This is a genomic window from Chitiniphilus shinanonensis DSM 23277, assembly GCF_000374805.1.
Lineage (GTDB): Bacteria > Pseudomonadota > Gammaproteobacteria > Burkholderiales > Chitinibacteraceae > Chitiniphilus > Chitiniphilus shinanonensis.
In genome coordinates this window covers 43,092-60,209 of sequence record NZ_KB895346.1, presented here as the reverse complement: position 1 = coordinate 60,209, position 17,118 = coordinate 43,092, and the positions used below count along the sequence as shown (strand labels likewise).

The window sequence follows — 17,118 nt, the reverse complement described above, 5'->3', positions numbered from 1 at the left end:
CCGCCGCCCCCACCATTGTTTTCTCCATTACCTGAGCCACTCTCTGCCGAGGAACCCGCGCGCGTATCACCATCGCCGATGCCACCACAAACCATAAGAACTTCTTCTTCATTTAATTGAAACATTTCAAACTCCCATTGGTCGCACTAAACCGGTGCGCTCGGCTTTGCCAAATGGCAATTTCAAAAAAAAGCATTGGGCGAGCATTTATTTCAGAGCAAATCCAACGCCCGAATATTTAAATCATGAAGCATTCCAAAACAATACCAGTATTGTATTACTGCAAAGCAAGCAACACTAACCATACAGGTTATCTTGTCAGCCAATTTTTTCTTTTTCCCAATATCTCATCGCCATAACCAAGAATATTCGGGACCCAAGTCAAAATTTCCAACATCATTGTAAACAAGGGAATTTTTTTTAATTTACCGCCCGCCACACCTAAATTTTTTCCATGCCGCCGCGCAAAAATCACTGAAAAGCTTAAGTAAAGAAGCAAGATCAACGCATTTAGCACCAATGGAGGCCAAATTTTGAACCCAATAAGCAAGGGCACCATTAATAAAGTGGGCGGAAATAAAAATTGTAATGCTGCAAAAAGAAACCAGGGGGTAAACAGCAAACCTTTGACCCAGGACATTTTCCATGCAGTAGTAAAAGCTTCTACTCGCCCTCTAGCCCAGCGTCGGCGTTGCCGGAATAACGCTCCGTACGTTCTGGGGCATTGAGTAGTGGCGACAGCATTTGGGGCATAACCGGTACGATAATGTGCTGCTAGCGCCTTCCAACACCAGGATATGTCTTCCACCAACCAATCCCCCCAACCACCTATTTGGCGTACAACCGAGGCACGATGCGCCACAAACGCCCCCGCCAGAACAGGAACCACACCTAATTGGTCTTGTGCTGCGCGAATCGCTCCGTAAAACCCAATATGCTCATAGTGCTGGAGTGTAGCAATCAGCGACCCATGATGATTTTCCGGAGCAATGAAGCCACATACGGCAGCATAGCGAGAATCGCTCCAGAGCTTTTTTACCAGCTGATGAACTCCATCTTCCGCTATGTAGGTATCGCTATCGACAACGACATAGACTTCACCATCCAGCACACCTGAGGCAAGGGCATAATCCAAAGCGTATCCTTTCCTGCCTCCATTCAATTCACGGGTAAGCAGCTGAAAGCGTTGTCTGTGTGGCTGCATTAACCACGATTTAACCTGCTGAGGTGTATCGTTGGTAGACCCGTCATCAATCAAAACAACCTGCAATGGAAGGCAATAACACTGAGCATCCAGCAAGCTCAAAGCCTTGAGAAACACGTTGGCATCTTCGTTGTAGAACGGCACGAGTACCGACACTGTTGGCGACTCATCATTTTGCTGGTTTTTTGCCGGACGCCTCAAATAGACCAGCAGCAGGCATAATGTTACGGTGCATGTTATCGCTGCAGGGATAGTTAACAGTAGAGTAATGATCTCACGCATAGCTGCCATTTCCTAATATCAATTCGCCCCCCTGAAAACAACAATTCGATTCTTGATCAAAAAAACTTGATCGTATACAAGGAAGACCATAGCACCTCATATCTTGCCATCTCAAAATATGATCAGAAAATAAAATTCAAATCCACTCGTTGAAAAAAAACGAACAGAGGAGGCATCCATTCTATGTTAGCGCCAATACCTTCCATAACCAACCGATATGCCCCACCAAGAGTGCTGGCGTAAAGATCATTGATAAAATATTATTTTGGTGATAGGGTCCATCCTATTTCTCAGGACACGTCACGGACTTTTAGCAGGGTTGGCCCATAAAACATCATTCAAAGTGACCACTTCCACTGAATGCCCTTTTCTTTTTAACAAAGAAATAACGCCTTCCTCCCCGGAAAGATGTGGAATACCCACCATCACAAGCATGTTAGCCTTTTGTACCATTTATAAACTTCTCGATGTTATCTGCTATAACATGATTTCGCTTTATATGGTGGGTTTCGCGTCATTGAGCTGCAACCGCCACATTGGCCATTGCTACCATCTATGCCTCCAGCCGGAGTAGTCCCCAGGCCATTGCCATATCCTCCATGCGGCCCCCATTGCCCATTGCAGCCAAACTATCATTCGACTGACCACTCTTGCTGCCATAGGTGCTAACCAACACGCAACTACCAGCCCGAGCCCTCCCATTGCTTGGCGTTGGTTGCTTGGCCCCGCCGATAGTGGTGCCGTCCCCGCCACCATCTACCATCAAGATTTCATCTTCATTCAGTTGAAACATACGATCACTTCATTTAAAAAAACACGCCACAGACGGGGTGCTCGCTTTGCCTTTTTGGCAACTTTTCATCCATCGTTTTCTAGCGAGGCTTCGAAAAAAACTTAACTCATAAATTGAGCACTATCGCTTGGATCTAGATACTGGCCAATCAACGCCGTCAACGCTTCACGCGATCCATCATTTTCGGTCACGCACGCAGCAGTCTTGCTGGCAATCGTGTATTGAGAATATTTTTCCTGACGTAAAGGAAAATCGGCTGATAATTTTTGCAGGCCCAGTTGCAGTGCTACCTGTTGCAATCGCAGTGAAAAATCAGAATTTCTGAATCCAGAAAATGCACGAGGCGTTAATGCACTTTTGCGCAACAATTGCTTGATCGATGCGCCAACCCTTTTCTTCTCCTCTACACTGCCGGCAACTCCTAAACAACAAGCAGTTTGAAGATCTTCTGTTTCAGCAATCTTGTGTGTGAAATTGGCGATAATTTCTTCCTGACTCTCTTTGCCTATTTTTTCCGTACTGTATTTATTAATGAAGAAGCATAAATGCCTGATCCATTCTGAAATAAGGTAGTGATCGTCCCAAATTGCTCCCTGCCCGGCGGCCAGGATGTAGTTAGCAAAATCCGGCACCGCTGAAATGGTGCCAAAATCAAGAAAACGGCCATCAATGGCGATATTGGAGCTGGTCAGTGAGCCGTGTGGTATGCCTATAACTCGCGACATGCCAATCTGTCGGGCGATTTTCTCAACGAATGTGATGAGTGCACTGTAGGGAAGCGAACCGCCGATACGTTGGCGATCTTCTTCGGTCACTTCAAACGCGGCCCCTAGGCAAGCAATGCTTTCCTGTACTCGGAGATAATCATCGTCGCGTAATGCCATGTACGCTGGTTGGGGCCAGAAGAAGGTCGCACGTTCAAAATGCGCTGGACGAATAGCGAGTTGTCGGATGGCCAGTGCGGCTCTCTGGGGGTGTCGGTGTCCCAGTCCGTAATCGGTATCGATGGTCTCGCCGGTCTTGATAATGGCCAGTGTACGAACCGCGCCATACGGCAGATGGCGGTGGCAAATCTCGCCCCAGATCGCTTCGTTCACGGCCTCGGCAAGACATAACTTTCCATGGGCATGGTTGTGATCGATATTGGCCGATACCAGAGGATTGGCTCCAATCCCCTTGATCTGAAAGCTGCCATTGATGCCGCAACGCGCACTGCCTCCATTACAGGCTTGGTAGCGCGAACCATAGCGATCAGCGAGGAAAACCTTGCGATCCCCCAAGTTCAGATTGGCATACTCACCATAGTCAGGCGTCACATAGGCATAGTGTTTCAGGATGTCCTGCTCTGCTTGCTCTTGCGTCACCTCCAATGTGCCAAGCAAGTCCTCGTTGAGCCACACGAGTTGTGCATGCTTGATTTTGTAAACATCGAAGCCAACAAAGCTTCGTACGGGAAGCTGCTGACCAATCAGACCGGTATCCGCTGGGCCAGGATGGGCAAATGTGGCAAAGGGGCTAGTCATGCTGGGGATGGATTGAATGACAGCGAATGGGCAATCCGCAAGCGTCTCGAATGCAGACATTGATGGAGGCGGCCCCTCGCCGGGCCAGATGACGAGTACAGCGCAGTAACCGCCGCATGAAGCGTGTCGGGTCGCCCAAAACGCAAAAATCCATGACAACCAGATGCAGGCCTTCGTGCCATTCGGAAGGATGGAGTACAAAGCGCGGGGCATTTTGGTAACGCAGCGCAGTCGCGTCATCGACCCAAGCCCAGGTGACGTAGCCACTGGGTACGACCTCCCCTTCATCCTGTAACAACAGGAATTGGGAATGCAGGACGGCTGGCTTGAGCCAATGAACAAAGGTGCGCAGATCAAGACTGCTGCGCTGGGGATCTTGTACGCAGATATCCAGCAGCGCACCCATCGCTTGGTGTATCTCGCTTTTGTCACGACTAGTGTCGCGAGTAAGGAAATAATTTAATTCACTTATTAACATCGGGACGATCAAGTAAGTAGTTTTGCATAAATATTTTCAAACTGAGTGGCACAGCCTAGGGATCTAGCCTTCTATCGTCAACACCACAAATTTGTAAGAATTTAAATCAAAACTGCATAACGCCGCTGTACACTGATGCCCCTCCACCACCCTCTAGTGAAAGCTTTTTTTGCTTGAAATTGGGAAGTTTTATTTGAAAAATGCCAATATTTTTCTCATCACTCCCTTCATTAGGAGCATTTTCATGGAAAAAAAATCTTACAAATAATAAAGAATTCTTAAAAAAAACATTCTTTATTAGAAAGAATATATAGTGCAAATATAGGCACAAGTCATGACAATACAAAGTAAAGGCCCCCTCATTAGAGGGGGCCTTTACTTTGTATATCGACAACTATTTCTTACCACCCTCGTGAGACCCAAAGTGGCGTGTCATGGATTGACTGAGCTTCCCTACCGCCGCAACCCCGCCAGCACCGCCGGCCGCAGCAGGCCGTAGTTGTAGAACGAGAACTCACTGATCCCCAGTGCTTCCAGACCGCGCCACGCGGCGTGCAGTTCGGCGCCGTCGCCCAGGTCGGGCGGGCCGGGGCGCAGGATGGCGCGCACGCGGCTGGCGTCGCCCACCCGACGCAGGGTGTCCACCGCGTCGGCCAGTACCCGGCCGGCATTCGGTTCGTAGAACGGCACTTCGATGCCGTCGGTGGCGTGCGCCAGCGCGGCGAGGTCGCTGCCTTCCAGCCAGGTCTGTGCGGTGGGACGCTGTACGGTCGGGATCACATAAAGCTTGGTCGCGGCCGGCAGTTCGCCGCGCACGGTGGCGACGAACTCGGTGACGCGGCGCTGGCGCAAGCGCAGGAAGGCGGCGAGGTCAGCGTCCTCGTAGAGATCCGCCGCCAGCCAGGCGCCAGCCTGGTCCGGCGCCGCGTCCACCGGCGCGGCCAGATAGCCGTCCACCCGGCTGCGCACGCGGCCGGCCAGTGCGGCGGCATCCAGCCCCTCGGCGCGCGCGGCGGCGGTACAGGCGTCACAGAAGCACAGGCCCAGCATGGTATCCAGCCACACGTTGCCGCGCAGTTGGGCGAATTCGTGGTGGTAACCGTGGCCGTAGGGCGCCCAGCCGGGGCTTTCCAGTGTCAGGCTGTGCCACGGCAGGGTGCCGGCCAAGTCGCCGCACAGCGCCACGCCGTAGTCGAACACTGCCGGCTGCATCGGGCACAGGCTGTACACATAGCCGTCGCCCCACGCGTTGCGCGCCTGGAGTTCCGGGTGAGCGGCGCCCAGGCGCGAGTTGTGGAACAGCACGGTCCACGCCGACAGCGCCAGCCGGCCGTCCTCGGCCAGCTGGTACGGCACGCGGCGCAGCGCCGGATCGCTGTGCGCCAGCGCCGGCAGCGTCGGGTAGCGCTCGGGGCGCGGCTCGAAATACAGCGCGCCGTCCTCCGGGAACACCACGCGCGGGCCGGCGACGCCGGGGCGCGGCGGCACCAGGAATTTGCCGGCGTGATAGGCGGCGGCCAGCTTCAGGCTGTCCAGCCCCAGTGCCTGCACTTCCTCGACGAAGGCGCCGATCTCGCGGCCGGCGAGATCCCAGGGGTAGACATACAGTGAGCGGTTGGCGGTCATGGTTGGGACTCTCTTTGTTTGAACGGGCTGCGTGGATCACGCGGCCCGGGGTCGGGTAATACACGGCTGGATGGCGGGCTTCATGCGGCCCCCAGCATCGCACTACGGGGAATGATGGCGCCGGGATAGCCGATCACCGTGCCGGCCAGCGCGTGCCCGGCCGCCAGCGCGGCGGCGAGCCCGTGCCCGGCCAGCCGCGCCATCAGGTAGGCGGCGCCGAACGAATCGCCGGCGGCGCAGGTATCGACCACCGGCCGGACGGGCGCTGGCGCCACCTCGGCCGTTTCGGCGGCGGTGGCGGCCAGCGCCGGCTGTGCGCCGCGCTTGAGCACCACCTCCCCGCAGCCAGCGGCCAGCGTGCGCGCCACGATCCGCTCCGGCGTGGCGTCGCCGAAGACGGCGTGTTCGTCGTCCTCGGTCAGCAGCGCGATGTCGGTATGCGGAAGCAGCGCGCGGTAAGCGTCGGCGGCTTCGGCCGCCGACCACAGCGCCGGGCGGAAATTGTTGTCGAACCAGACGCGGGTGCCCTGCGCGCGCGCCTGCCGCAGCGCGTCGAGCAGGCGATCCCGCTCGGCCGGCGGGAACAACGCCAACGTGATGCCGCTGAGATAGATCGCGTCCAGCCCGGCAAAAGTGGCGGCGAAGTCCAGCCCGCCGGCAAAGTGGTGCCGCGCCGCGCTGTCGCTGCGCCAGTAATGGAAGCGCCGTTCGCCGTGCGCGTCGGTCTCGACCAGATACAGCCCCGGCATGCGCCCGGCCAGCCGCGCCACGCGCGTGGTGTCGATGCCTTCGTCGGCCCAGTCGGCCAACAGCGCGTCGGACAGGCTGTCGCCGCCCAGCGCGCTCAGGTAATGCACGCGATGCACGGCGCCGGCCAGCCGCGCCAGGTAGACGGCGGTGTTGAGCGTATCTCCCCCCCACGCCCGCCGCAGCGGCGCGCCGCCGATCTCGATCATGCCTTCGCCCAGGCAGCCGATATTCATGGTTGGTCGATCCTGTTCAGGTTGGGAAATGAAAATCTGTAGACACAGAGTGCGGGGAGCGCACAGAGCACACAGAGAAAGGCAGAGAAAAACACCAGGGTTTTCCCAAGATGGTGTTTGTCTTTCTCTGTGTGCTCTGTGTTCTCAATGTTTTTCTCTGTGTCTACAGATTTTCTCGGACGTTTACAGAAGTGCTCTATTCCTTCCGATAAGCCACGCAGTCGATCTCCACCTTGCAATCGACCACCATGCTCGACACCACGCAGGCGCGGGCCGGGGGGTTGGCGCCGAAGTATTCCTGGAACACGCGGTTGAACGACATGAAGTCGCGCGCGTCGTCCAGCCATACCCCGCAGCGCACCACGTGCTCGGGCCCGTAGCCGGCCTCGGTCAGGATCGCCAGCAGGTTGCGGATCGCCTGGTGCGTCTGGGCGACGATGCCGCCGTCGATGACCTCGCCGTTCACCATCGGCACCTGGCCGGACACGTACAGCCAGCCATCGGCCTGCACCGCGCGGGCAAACGGCAGGTGCTGCCCGCCGGTGCCCGTGCCGCCGGCCACGCCGTAACGCTGGATTTCTGGATTGTTGCTGCTCATTGTCTGCCTCCTTTAATGAATGAGAAGAGGGAAGGGAGAAGGGGGAAGGGTGAAACCCAAAACCAACGGCAAGAGCGGGGTTGCTTTTGACTTTACCCTTCCCCCTTCCCTCTTCCCCCTTCCCAGCTTTCCGAATGCGAAGCGCCCAAAAACCGCCCCGCCCGCTCGCCGCTCGCCTGGCCGTCGCGATAGCTTTCCACGCCGTTGACCCATACCCCGGCGATGCCGGCGGCGGCCTGGGCCGGTTGCGCGAAGCTGGCCACGTCGCGCACGGCGGCGGGGTCGAATAGCGTCAGGTCGGCCCAGTGGCCCTCGCGCAACAGGCCGCGCTGCGCCAGGCCGAAGCGTTGCGCCGACAGGCCGGTCATCTTGTGCACAGCGGTTTCCAGCGGGAACAGCCCGACGTCGCGGCTGTAGTGCCCCAGCACGCGGGGGAACGCGCCCCATAGCCGGGGATGCGGCAACGGGTCCGCGGGCAGGCCGTCGGAGCCGACCATGCTCAGCGGATGCGCCAGGATGCGGCGCACGTCGTCCTCGTCCATGCCGTGATACACCGCGCCGGCCGGTTGCAGGCGGCGCGCGGTGTCCAGCAGGCCCATGCTCCACAGCCCGGCGATCTCGGCCAGGGTGCGGCCGGCCATTTCGGGGTGCGGGGTGGACCAGGTGATCACGATGTCGAAATCGCTGGTCACCTGCTTCAGATCCAGGGTCGACGAGCTGGCGGCATACGGGTAGCAATCGCAGCCCACGTGTTGCTGCGTCGCCGCGCGCGCCAGGTGTGCCAGCACCTCGCCGCTGCGCCCCCAGTTGCCGGCGCCGGCGCATTTCAGGTGGGACACGATCACCGGCACGCCCGCGTGGCGGCCAGTGGCGAACGCTTCGTCCAGCGCGCCGACGATGCCGTCGAACTCGGTGCGCAGATGGGTGGTGTACAGCGCGCCATACGCATGCAGTTCTTCCGCCAGCGCCATCACCTCGGCGGCGTCGGCCGCGAAGGCCGAGGCGTAGGCCAGCCCGCTGGACAGCCCCAGCGCGCCGTGCGCCAGCGCGTCGCGCAGTTCGGCGCGCATCGCCGCGATCTCGGCGGCGTCGGCGGGGCGATCCAGCCGGTCCAGATGGTTGTTGCGCAGCGCGGTGTGGCCGACCAGCGCCGCCACGTTCACCGCCGGCCGCGCCGCGTCCACCGCCGCGCGGTAGTCGGCGAAGCGCGGATAGCGGAACGCGTCGGCGTCGCCCAGCAGGTTCATCGGGTCGGGCGGATCGCCCTTCAGCCGCACCGGGCTGGCGCTGATGCCGCAGTTGCCGACGATCACCGTGGTCACGCCCTGCGACAGTTTGGGCAGCATCTGCGGCGCGCGGATCACCTGGGTGTCGTCATGGGTATGCACATCGATGAAGCCCGGCGCCAGCGCCAGACCGCGCCCGTCCAGCTCGCGCGCGGCGCGGGCGACGGGCGGCGCATCGAGCGTGGCGATGCGCCCGTCGCGCACCCCCAGCGTGCCGGTGCGCGACGGGCCGCCGCTGCCATCGATCAACCGCGCGTCGCGGATCAACAGGTCGTAGTCCACAGCGTGCTCCGATAGCTCAAAAACAAATCTGTAGACACAGAGGGCGGGGAGAACACAGAGCACACGGAGAAAACCCGAAGGGATGCCATGGGATGGCCGTTTTCTCGTTGTGGTTTTTCTCCGTGTTCTCTGTGCGCTCCGTGTCCTCTGTGTTCCAAGATTTGGACTTGGCCTTTGTCTCCATGTGCTCTGTATCTACAGATGTGTCTTTCCTGTATTCGACATCGGCAAGCATGCATCTCAATCCCCCAGCGGCAGGCGGTCGTGCCCTTCGCGGTGGGCGTCGAGGGCAAGCTTGGCGCGGCGCAGCAGCTCCTGGCTGCGCGCCTTGTCGATCAACGCCAGCTCGGTGGCGAGGATGTCCAGCGCCATCAGCATGGCGTAGCGGGCGGCGGACGGCTTGTAGATGAACTCGGTCTCGTCGGTCTTGATCGGCAGCACCAGATCGGCCAGCGTCGCCAGCGGCGCGTCGGGGTCGGTGACCGCCACCAGCGTGGCGCCGTACTGCCGCACCAGCGCCGCCACACCCAGCATCTCCGGCGTGGCGCCCGACAGCGACAGCATCACCACCACGTCGCGCGCGTCGAGCGTGGCCGCCACCAGCTGCATCAGCACCACGTCGTGGTAGGCGGTGACCGGGTAACCCAGGCGCACCACGCGGAACTGCAGTTCCTGCGCCAGCATGGTGGACGCGCCGCCCATGCCGAACACGTAGTTCATGCGCGCACCGGCCAGTTGCCCGGCCGCCTGCTGGAACTGCGCTTCGCTCAGCAGCGACAGGTTGCGCCGCAACGTGGCCTCGATCTCGCCGCAGATGCGCGTGTAGAACGAGCTTTCCTGCGGCGGCGCCGCGGCCAGGAAGCGCGCGCCCACCGCGCTGGCCTGCGCCAGCTTCAGCTTCAGGTCGCGCACGTCGGCGCACTGCACCGCGCGGGCGAAGCGCGAAATGCTGGCGATGCTCACCCCGGCCTTGGTGGCCAGCTGGTCGATCGACGCCGACGCCGCGTAGGCGAGGTCGTCCAGAATGGCGTCGGCCACCTTGCGCTCGGTGACGGACAGCCGCTCCCGACAGGCGCGGATGTGATAGACGATGTCGACGTGATTGGGCATGGGGCTTCGGTGAGTTGGGGATGACAAAGGCGAAGGCGAAATTCAAACCTTGAACCACAGAGGACACAGAGAGCACGGAGTTACACAGAGAAAACCGTGAACGCTTCGTTTCTCTTTCTGCCTTTCTCTGTGACCCCTCTGTGGTCTCACTGTCCTCTGTGGTTCAAGATTTGAATTCCGCCTTCAACGCCGCCTGCTAGAAAAACGTCTCCACCAGTTCGACCACGCGGTAGTCGTCGTCGAGCACGGCCAGTTGCCGCCATTTGTCGAAGGTCAGGCAGGGGTGGGAGATGTCGAAGGCGATCATGTCGCCGACGGCCAGGTCGTCGGCGGGGTCGATCCGCAGGAAGGCGTGCTGGTCCATCATCGTGCTCACCTGCCAGGCGCCGGCCGGGCGCGGCAAGGTGTCGTGCCCCGGGCGGAAGTGGCTGGCGGGTTGCGGCAGGCCGGCGTCGAACGCGGCGTCGCGCTTGCCCAGGCCGACGATGGCCAGCCCCGGCTCAGGCAGCGACTGCACGTAGGCCCACACCTGCAACGCCGGCAGCAGGCTGGTCTGCATCGCGCGCGCCACCGGGTTCTCGGCGTGGATGCGCGTTTCGGCGGCGCGGTAGATGCCCACGTCGTGGCTGAGATAACAACCGGGGCGCAGCACCACCTCCAGCGGGCGGTCGAGGTCGATGCCGCAGAACTCCTCCGCCACCACGTCGAACCACGCCGAGCCGGCGCCGGACAGCAGCACCGGGCCGGGCGCGAACGCCTCCACCCGCGCCAGCGCCTTCAGCCGGCCGACCGCGCGGCGCAGGAAGGCGCGGATCCCGGTCGCTTCCTTCAGCACGCCCTCGTAGACCTCGATGCCGCGCAGCGCCAGCGATTGCGGCCAGCGGTGCAGCGCCTGCAACACGGCCTCTTCCTGCGACAGATCGCGCACCCCGGTGCGCCCGCCGGCCACGCCCAGCTCGATCAGCACGTTCAGCCGCTGGCCCTGCGCGGCGAAGAACTCGCCCAGCTGGTCCACGTTGGCCGCCGAATCGACCACGCAATAGAACGTGAACCCGGTATCGCGCAGCAGCCGCGACACGATGGCCATATTGCCGCGCCCGACCAGCTGGTTCGCCATCAGCACCCGGCGCACGCCGTGCCGATACGCCGCCTGCACCTGCGGCGCGGTGGCCAGGGTGATACCCCAGGCGCCGGCCGCCAGCTGCCGCTGGAACAGCGCCGGGCTCATGGTGGTCTTGCCGTGCGGCGCCAGCTTCACGCCGTAGCGGTCGATGAAATCCTGCATCCAGCGCAGGTTGTGCTCGATGCGCGCGCCGTCCAGCACCGCCACCGGCAGGCTCAGATCCTCGTCCAGCAGGCGCCAGCCCAGCGCCGGCACCTCGCCCAGCGTGGCGCCGTCATCGCTTGGACCCAGACCCTTGCCACAAGTCGGGATCGGTCGTTCCTGGAAAATATTTTCTTCGATCATCACTCAAACGGGCTTTCATGGCGGTTGATCGCCGTATCCTAGCGCGCAATCGACATACTTGTGAAAATTTCTTCCATATCGAGACGCAAGCGAAATGAAAAAATCTGTAGACACAGAGCGCGGGGAGAACACAGAGCACACAGAGAAACCCCACCCGGTTTTCCCTAAGGTTTTCTCTGTGCCCTCTGTGTTCTCGGCGTGCTCTGTGTCTACAGATTTTGGCCCTTCATCCCCCACTCCTCGGGCGCGGATTTCCTCGTTTTCTCCCGGTCGCGCTTCGCGCTTATAATTGCGCCCGCCTAGGCCTGTCAGGCCCTCACGAACGTCATTGAAGGACGCCCTCCATGGACATCAGCAAGATCCCGGCCGGCAAGGACCTGCCGAACGACTTCAACGTCATCATCGAAATCCCCGCCAACGCGCCCCCGGTCAAGTACGAATTCGACAAGGAAGCCGGCGCCATCGTCGTCGACCGCTTCGTCGGCACCTCGATGTCCTACCCGATGAACTACGGCTTCGTGCCGCACACCCTGTCGCTGGATGGCGATCCGGTGGACGTGCTGGTGCACACCCCGTTCCCGCTGGCCCCCGGCATGATCATCAAGTGTCGCGCTATCGGCGTGCTGGGCATGGAAGACGAAGCCGGCCAGGATGCCAAGGTCATCGCCGTGCCGACCGAGAAGATCTGCCCGATGTACAAGCACATCCAGAAACTGGAAGACCTGCCGGAGCTGCTGCTGGCCCAGGTCAAGCATTACTTCGAGCACTACAAGGATCTGGAAAAGGGCAAGTGGGTGAAGGTCACCGGCTGGGGCGACAAGGCCGCCGCCGAAGCCGAGATCGTCGCCAGCTACGAGCGCGCCCAGAAGGCCTGATCGGCCAGGCGCACGCCCACCCGATCCGACAGCGCCCTGTCCCCTGGATGGGGCGTTTCTTTTGCGTGGCTGGTAACCCTACACCTTGAACCACAGAGGACAGCGAGAACACGGAGTTCCACAGAGAAAACCTCAAGGCAATGTTCCAATGGGGAGGCCTGATGCAGCGATCAAAACTCGCCTTGGCCTTTCTCGGTGAAACCTCTGTGTTCTCACTGTCCTCTGTGGTTCAAGGTGTAGGGTTACTGCAAACCACCATCATCATCAACCGCCGCCGCAGCGTCCGGGCAGGTGGTGGCGACGTCGCCACGGCTGAGCGACAGCACGCCGGTGCCGAATTCGCCGCGATAGTCGCCGCTCAATTGCCGGGGATCGCCCACCACGCTGACCGTCACCTTGGCGCCGGGCTTGAACTCCAGCCGCCAGCCGGTGGCTTCGCGTTTGCCGTCGATGGTCACCGGCTGGAAGCCGGCGCAGGCGATGCCGAAGCGACCGCGCGCGGTGAAGCGGTTGGCGTCGGCGCTGTTCAGCGCGTCGATCCACAGTGCGCGGGTACGGCGGTCGCCGTGCAGGTTGGCCCAGTATTCGCCGACGAAATCGGCCGGTTGCGCCGGCGCGGGCGCCTCGGCCAGCGCCACGCCGCAGGCCAGGCCGAGCAGGCCCAGGTATCGCATCAACATCGTTTCATCCTCCTTGCCCCTGTTCCGCGGGGCTGGCCCCGATGATAAAAAATGCCCTTGGACGTGTCATCGATTGTTTCGCGGCAGCGCCGGGCCGCGCTGTCGCCCACCAGCGCATCGTCGCGCCTTGACACCACGCCGCCCCCATCCGCGACGCGGCTCGCTATACTTGCCAGCTTTTGTCCCGCCCATGAAACGGAGATGTCGATGCTGTCCCGCCTTCGCCACCTGATGCGCCCGCTGTTCGCCGGGCTGTGCACCGCGGCCCTGCTGGCCCCCGCCGTCACGCACGCCGCCGGCGACGACCTGAAGGATTTCCCGCGCTCGCACCTGTGGCGCATCGAGAAGAAAAACGAGCCGGTCTCGTACCTGTTCGGCACCGTCCACGTGTCCGATCCCAAGGTGACCCGGCTGTCGCCCGAAGCACAGGCGGCGTTCGATTCGTCCGAGCGCGTCGCCACCGAAGTGCGGCTGGATTTCGGCGCCTTCATGGAGCAGGCCAACACCGTGCTGCTGCCCGAAGGCGAAAGCCTGAAAGACAAGCTGGGCGCTGCCTACTACGCCAAGCTGGTGCCCGAGCTGGAAGCGCGCCACTACCCCGAGGCCGCTGTGCGCCGCCTGAAGCCGTGGGCCGCCGCGATGTACCTGATGACGCCGAAGAAGCCCGACGGCGAACTGCCGCTGGACCTGCTGCTGACCAAGAACGCGGTCGATGCCGGCAAGGGCTACGACGGCATCGAAACGGTGCAGGAACAGCTGGCGGTGTTTTCCGACATGCCGGCCGACAAGCAGCTGACGTTGCTCAAGGCGCTGATCGACCACCAGGACGACGTGGAATCCGGCCTGAAGGCCATCATCGCCCGCTACGTGGCACGCGACTACGCCGGCATGGTCAAGCTGGCCCAACCGGAAAACGATCCGCTGATGCGCGAATTCTCCGCCGCCGACCGCGCGTACTTCGCCGATTGGTCCAAGCGCGTGCTGCTGGCCGAGCGCAACCAGCGCCTGGGCGAGCGCATCGTCAAGGTACTGCCCAAGGCGCATGCCTTCTTCGCCATCGGCGCGCTGCACCTGCCGGGCAAGGACGGCCTGATCGCCCGCCTGCGCGCCGCCGGCTACACCGTCACCCCGGCCGAAGCGCCGCCGGCCAAGGCCAAGAAGAAAAACAAATAGGCACAAAAAAAGCCGCTGCGACCCAGCGGCTTTTTTGTCGCCCCCGAAAAGCGCGGCCACTGTCTCTTCCATCGCCCCGGCGGTTTGCGGTACACCTTCATCCCACCGCGCGAAGACGACCCACCCTCCCCTGGAGAACCCCATGCGTTACCGACTGCTGCCCGCATCCGACCTCAACGTATCCGTGCTGTGCCTGGGCACCATGACCTTCGGCGAGCAGAACAGCGAGGCCGAGGGCCACGCCCAGCTGGATCGCGCCGTCGCCGCCGGGATTAACTTCATCGACACCGCCGAGATGTACCCGGTGCCGGCCAAGGCCGACACCCAGGGCGCCACCGAGCGCATCGTCGGCAGCTGGCTGGCGCGCCAGCCGCGCGACCGCATCGTGCTGGCGACCAAGGTGGCCGGCCCGCAGCGCGGCATGGCCTGGATGCGTGGCGGCCCGCAATTCACCGCCGCCCAGATCGTCGCCGCCTGCGAGGATTCGCTGCGCCGGCTGCAGACCGACTACATCGACCTGTACCAGCTGCACTGGCCCGCCCGCCACGTGCCGATGTTCGGCGACACCTACTTCGACCCCGCGCGCGAGCCGGAGGTGGTGCCGAGCGTGTACGAGCAACTGGAAGGACTGGATCGGCTGGTGCGCGCCGGCAAGGTGCGCCATGTGGGGCTGTCCAACGAAACGCCCTGGGGCGTGATGGAGTTCCTGCGCGTGGCGCGCGAGAACGACCTGCCGCGTCCGGTGAGCATCCAGAACGTCTGCAACCTGCTGCACCGCGGCTTCGAGCATGGCCTGACCGAAGTCTGCCACCGCGAGCAGGTGGCGCTGCTGGCCTACAGCCCGCTGGCGTTCGGCCTGCTGAGCGCCAAGTACCAGGACGACCCGGCCAGCGACGGCCGCATGACGCGCTTCCCCGGCTTCGGCGCCCGCTACGCCAAGCCCTACGTGCAGGCCGCCATCGCCGACTACGCCGCCCTGGCCCGCGAACACGGCCTGACCCCGACCCAGCTGGCGCTGGCCTGGCTGAACAGCCGCTGGTACGTCGGCAGCGTGATCCTCGGCGCCACCAGCATGGCGCAGCTCGACGAAAACCTGGCCAGCCTGGACGTGACACTCACCCCGGAACTGGAAACGGCCATCGAAGCGATCCACGCCCGCAGCCCGAATCCGGCGTTGTAGGGCGGGGAGTTGGGTCGGGGAGTTGTTGCTGGCTGGTTTGGGGGAGGCGAAATGAAGGACGTAGGGCTGCGAGTGGGCTGAAGGGCGAATCTGCTATTGCGGGGGAAACGGCCAGCAGGTGAGCCGGCATAGCGATCCTCTTGGTTTTAGCCCCGCTTTCGCAGGGAACACTTCTCGGGTGCGTCGATCTCCGCGAGGCGCACCGGTTCATCCCCGCTCTCGCAGGGAACACGCGGGGCGAAATCCAGTTGTTCAACAACAGGTACGGTTCATCCCCGCTCTCGCGGGGAACACGCCGCCGTGGACGTGGCCGGCATGCTGGGGGGCGGTTCATCCCCGCTCTCGCGGGGAACACGATGTAGGGCATGTAGTTAAGGGCAATGCCCTCGGTTCATCCCCGCTCTCGCGGGGAACACAAGGATATGTTTCAGCGGTATGCGAAGTGAGACGGTTCATCCCCGCTCTGGCGGGGAACACTTTTCGAGCTGGAGGACGGGTTCAAGAAGCTGCGGTTCATCCCCGCTCTCGCGGGGAACACCCGCTGCGGCACATGAAAGTGATCTTTCCGTGCGGTTCATCCCCGCTCTCGCGGGGAACACATGCGGACGGTGAACTGGACCGCGTCGAGACCCGGTTCATCCCCGCTCTCGCGGGGAACACACGGTGCCAATCACGACGACCAACAGCTGCACCGGTTCATCCCCGCTCTCGCGGGGAACACTGCAATAAAAAAAGTAGATTTTTCGTATTTTTCGGTTCATCCCCGCTCTCGCGGGGAACACTGGATCGGCCTGGGCGTGCTATTTGCCCACTTCGGTTCATCCCCGCTCTCGCGGGGAACACTGCAATAAAAAAAGTAGATTTTTCGTATTTTTCGGTTCATCCCCGCTCTCGCGGGGAACACTGGATCGGCCTGGGCGTGCTATTTGCCCACTTCGGTTCATCCCCGCTCTCGCGGGGAACACCAGATCGGACGGAATGCCGAATTGCTCGATGACGGTTCATCCCCGCTCTCGCGGGGAACACCTCGGCGTCGTCGATCAGGTCTCGGACGGTGATGGTTCATCCCCGCTCTCGCGGGGAACACACCATTTGGTAGTACAGCTGGCGTACTGTGAGCGGTTCATCCCCGCTCTCGCGGGGAACACGGTCACCAGTTCGCGTAGGTGCATGGCGGCCCCGGTTCATCCCCGCTCTCGCGGGGAACACCGACGCACCGTCCGGCGCCGTGGCCACGGCCACGGTTCATCCCCGCTCTCGCGGGGGAACACCGTAATTCACCATCCGGACTGATTTGCATGAGCGGTTCATCCCCGCTCTCGCGGGGAACACGATCAACTGGCGCGCGACGGCGGGGCCTCGCTGCGGTTCATCCCCGCTCTCGCGGGGAACACTGGTCCACGTGCTGGCGCGTCTTGCCCACCGCCGGTTCATCCCCGCTCTCGCGGGGAACACTCCTCGGCGTTGTAGCCGCCGCTGATCTTGACCGGTTCATCCCCGCTCTCGCGGGGAACACGGCCAGACGCACCTTGCCTTTGAGGCGCTGGTCGGTTCATCCCCGCTCTCGCGGGGAACAC

General features: G+C 61.6%; 14 protein-coding genes and 1 CRISPR repeat array. Of the genes, 3 read left to right on the top strand and 11 right to left on the bottom strand.

Translation table 11 applies throughout. The annotated features are described in order from the left end of the window. Nucleotides 1-310: 310 nt before the first annotated feature. From C556_RS20310 to C556_RS0112750, 10 genes are all read right to left on the bottom strand, one after another. On the bottom strand, nucleotides 311-1,486 hold the full coding sequence (locus C556_RS20310; protein WP_040431150.1) for a glycosyltransferase family 2 protein: 1,176 nt from the start codon (nucleotides 1,484-1,486) through the stop codon (nucleotides 311-313). A gap of 300 nt (nucleotides 1,487-1,786) precedes the next feature. After that, entirely contained in the window at nucleotides 1,787-1,939 is a 153-nt protein-coding gene (locus C556_RS23430; RefSeq protein WP_169338619.1) for a hypothetical protein, read from the bottom strand. A 441-nt stretch (nucleotides 1,940-2,380) separates the two neighbouring features. After that, a complete protein-coding gene (locus tag C556_RS23035; RefSeq protein ID WP_157236158.1) occupies nucleotides 2,381-3,802 on the bottom strand; it encodes a protein adenylyltransferase SelO family protein in 1,422 nt (473 codons plus the stop codon). Further along, nucleotides 3,795-4,208, bottom strand: coding sequence for a toxin-activating lysine-acyltransferase (locus C556_RS22320; RefSeq protein WP_157236156.1), 414 nt, complete (start codon nucleotides 4,206-4,208; stop codon nucleotides 3,795-3,797). The genes C556_RS23035 and C556_RS22320 overlap by 8 nt, the downstream gene beginning before the upstream one ends. Nucleotides 4,209-4,733: 525 nt before the next feature. Continuing rightward, nucleotides 4,734-5,906: a hypothetical protein gene (locus C556_RS0112775; RefSeq protein WP_018748649.1), complete on the bottom strand. Its 1,173-nt coding sequence runs from the start codon at nucleotides 5,904-5,906 to the stop codon at nucleotides 4,734-4,736. Between the two features lie 80 nt (nucleotides 5,907-5,986). Next, nucleotides 5,987-6,889, bottom strand: coding sequence for a sugar kinase (locus C556_RS0112770; protein WP_018748648.1), 903 nt, complete (start codon nucleotides 6,887-6,889; stop codon nucleotides 5,987-5,989). Nucleotides 6,890-7,085: 196 nt separating this feature from the next. After that, nucleotides 7,086-7,487, bottom strand: a complete 402-nt coding sequence (locus C556_RS0112765) for a RidA family protein (RefSeq protein ID WP_018748647.1) — start codon at nucleotides 7,485-7,487, stop codon at nucleotides 7,086-7,088. Nucleotides 7,488-7,579: 92 nt separating this feature from the next. Then, entirely contained in the window at nucleotides 7,580-9,055 is a 1,476-nt protein-coding gene (locus tag C556_RS0112760; RefSeq protein WP_018748646.1) for an N-acyl-D-amino-acid deacylase family protein, read from the bottom strand. A 240-nt stretch (nucleotides 9,056-9,295) separates the two neighbouring features. Continuing rightward, a complete protein-coding gene (locus C556_RS0112755) occupies nucleotides 9,296-10,165 on the bottom strand; it encodes a MurR/RpiR family transcriptional regulator (RefSeq protein ID WP_018748645.1) in 870 nt (289 codons plus the stop codon). 196 nt (nucleotides 10,166-10,361) lie between these two features. Next, nucleotides 10,362-11,633: an amino acid deaminase gene (locus C556_RS0112750; RefSeq protein ID WP_018748644.1), complete on the bottom strand. Its 1,272-nt coding sequence runs from the start codon at nucleotides 11,631-11,633 to the stop codon at nucleotides 10,362-10,364. Between the two features lie 344 nt (nucleotides 11,634-11,977). Here C556_RS0112750 and ppa point away from each other — a divergent pair, with 344 nt between their 5' ends. Then, nucleotides 11,978-12,508: an inorganic diphosphatase gene (ppa, locus tag C556_RS0112745; RefSeq protein WP_018748643.1), complete on the top strand. Its 531-nt coding sequence runs from the start codon at nucleotides 11,978-11,980 to the stop codon at nucleotides 12,506-12,508. Nucleotides 12,509-12,750: 242 nt separating this feature from the next. Here the strand turns inward: ppa and C556_RS0112740 are convergent, their stop codons facing one another. Continuing rightward, nucleotides 12,751-13,188 carry a hypothetical protein gene (locus tag C556_RS0112740; RefSeq protein WP_018748642.1) on the bottom strand — a complete coding sequence of 146 codons (438 nt, stop codon included), beginning with the start codon at nucleotides 13,186-13,188 and terminating at the stop codon, nucleotides 12,751-12,753. A 207-nt stretch (nucleotides 13,189-13,395) separates the two neighbouring features. Here C556_RS0112740 and C556_RS0112735 point away from each other — a divergent pair, with 207 nt between their 5' ends. Further along, nucleotides 13,396-14,361: a TraB/GumN family protein gene (locus tag C556_RS0112735; protein WP_040431149.1), complete on the top strand. Its 966-nt coding sequence runs from the start codon at nucleotides 13,396-13,398 to the stop codon at nucleotides 14,359-14,361. Between the two features lie 142 nt (nucleotides 14,362-14,503). Next, nucleotides 14,504-15,541 carry an aldo/keto reductase gene (locus tag C556_RS0112730; RefSeq protein WP_018748640.1) on the top strand — a complete coding sequence of 346 codons (1,038 nt, stop codon included), beginning with the start codon at nucleotides 14,504-14,506 and terminating at the stop codon, nucleotides 15,539-15,541. A gap of 203 nt (nucleotides 15,542-15,744) precedes the next feature. Further along, nucleotides 15,745-17,118: a CRISPR direct-repeat array (repeat unit 29 nt; unit sequence CGGTTCATCCCCGCTCTCGCGGGGAACAC).

Coding starts and splice junctions, on each gene's coding strand:
- C556_RS0112730 (WP_018748640.1), top strand. CDS start 14,504: ATGCGTTACCGACTGCTGCCCGCATCCGACCTCAACGTATCCGTGCTG.
- C556_RS0112765 (WP_018748647.1), bottom strand. CDS start 7,487: ATGAGCAGCAACAATCCAGAAATCCAGCGTTACGGCGTGGCCGGCGGC.
- C556_RS0112770 (WP_018748648.1), bottom strand. CDS start 6,889: ATGAATATCGGCTGCCTGGGCGAAGGCATGATCGAGATCGGCGGCGCG.
- C556_RS20310 (WP_040431150.1), bottom strand. CDS start 1,486: ATGCGTGAGATCATTACTCTACTGTTAACTATCCCTGCAGCGATAACA.
- C556_RS0112755 (WP_018748645.1), bottom strand. CDS start 10,165: ATGCCCAATCACGTCGACATCGTCTATCACATCCGCGCCTGTCGGGAG.
- C556_RS0112740 (WP_018748642.1), bottom strand. CDS start 13,188: ATGTTGATGCGATACCTGGGCCTGCTCGGCCTGGCCTGCGGCGTGGCG.
- ppa (WP_018748643.1), top strand. CDS start 11,978: ATGGACATCAGCAAGATCCCGGCCGGCAAGGACCTGCCGAACGACTTC.
- C556_RS0112735 (WP_040431149.1), top strand. CDS start 13,396: ATGCTGTCCCGCCTTCGCCACCTGATGCGCCCGCTGTTCGCCGGGCTG.
- C556_RS0112775 (WP_018748649.1), bottom strand. CDS start 5,906: ATGACCGCCAACCGCTCACTGTATGTCTACCCCTGGGATCTCGCCGGC.
- C556_RS23430 (WP_169338619.1), bottom strand. CDS start 1,939: ATGGTACAAAAGGCTAACATGCTTGTGATGGTGGGTATTCCACATCTT.
- C556_RS0112750 (WP_018748644.1), bottom strand. CDS start 11,633: ATGATCGAAGAAAATATTTTCCAGGAACGACCGATCCCGACTTGTGGC.
- C556_RS22320 (WP_157236156.1), bottom strand. CDS start 4,208: ATGGGTGCGCTGCTGGATATCTGCGTACAAGATCCCCAGCGCAGCAGT.
- C556_RS23035 (WP_157236158.1), bottom strand. CDS start 3,802: ATGACTAGCCCCTTTGCCACATTTGCCCATCCTGGCCCAGCGGATACC.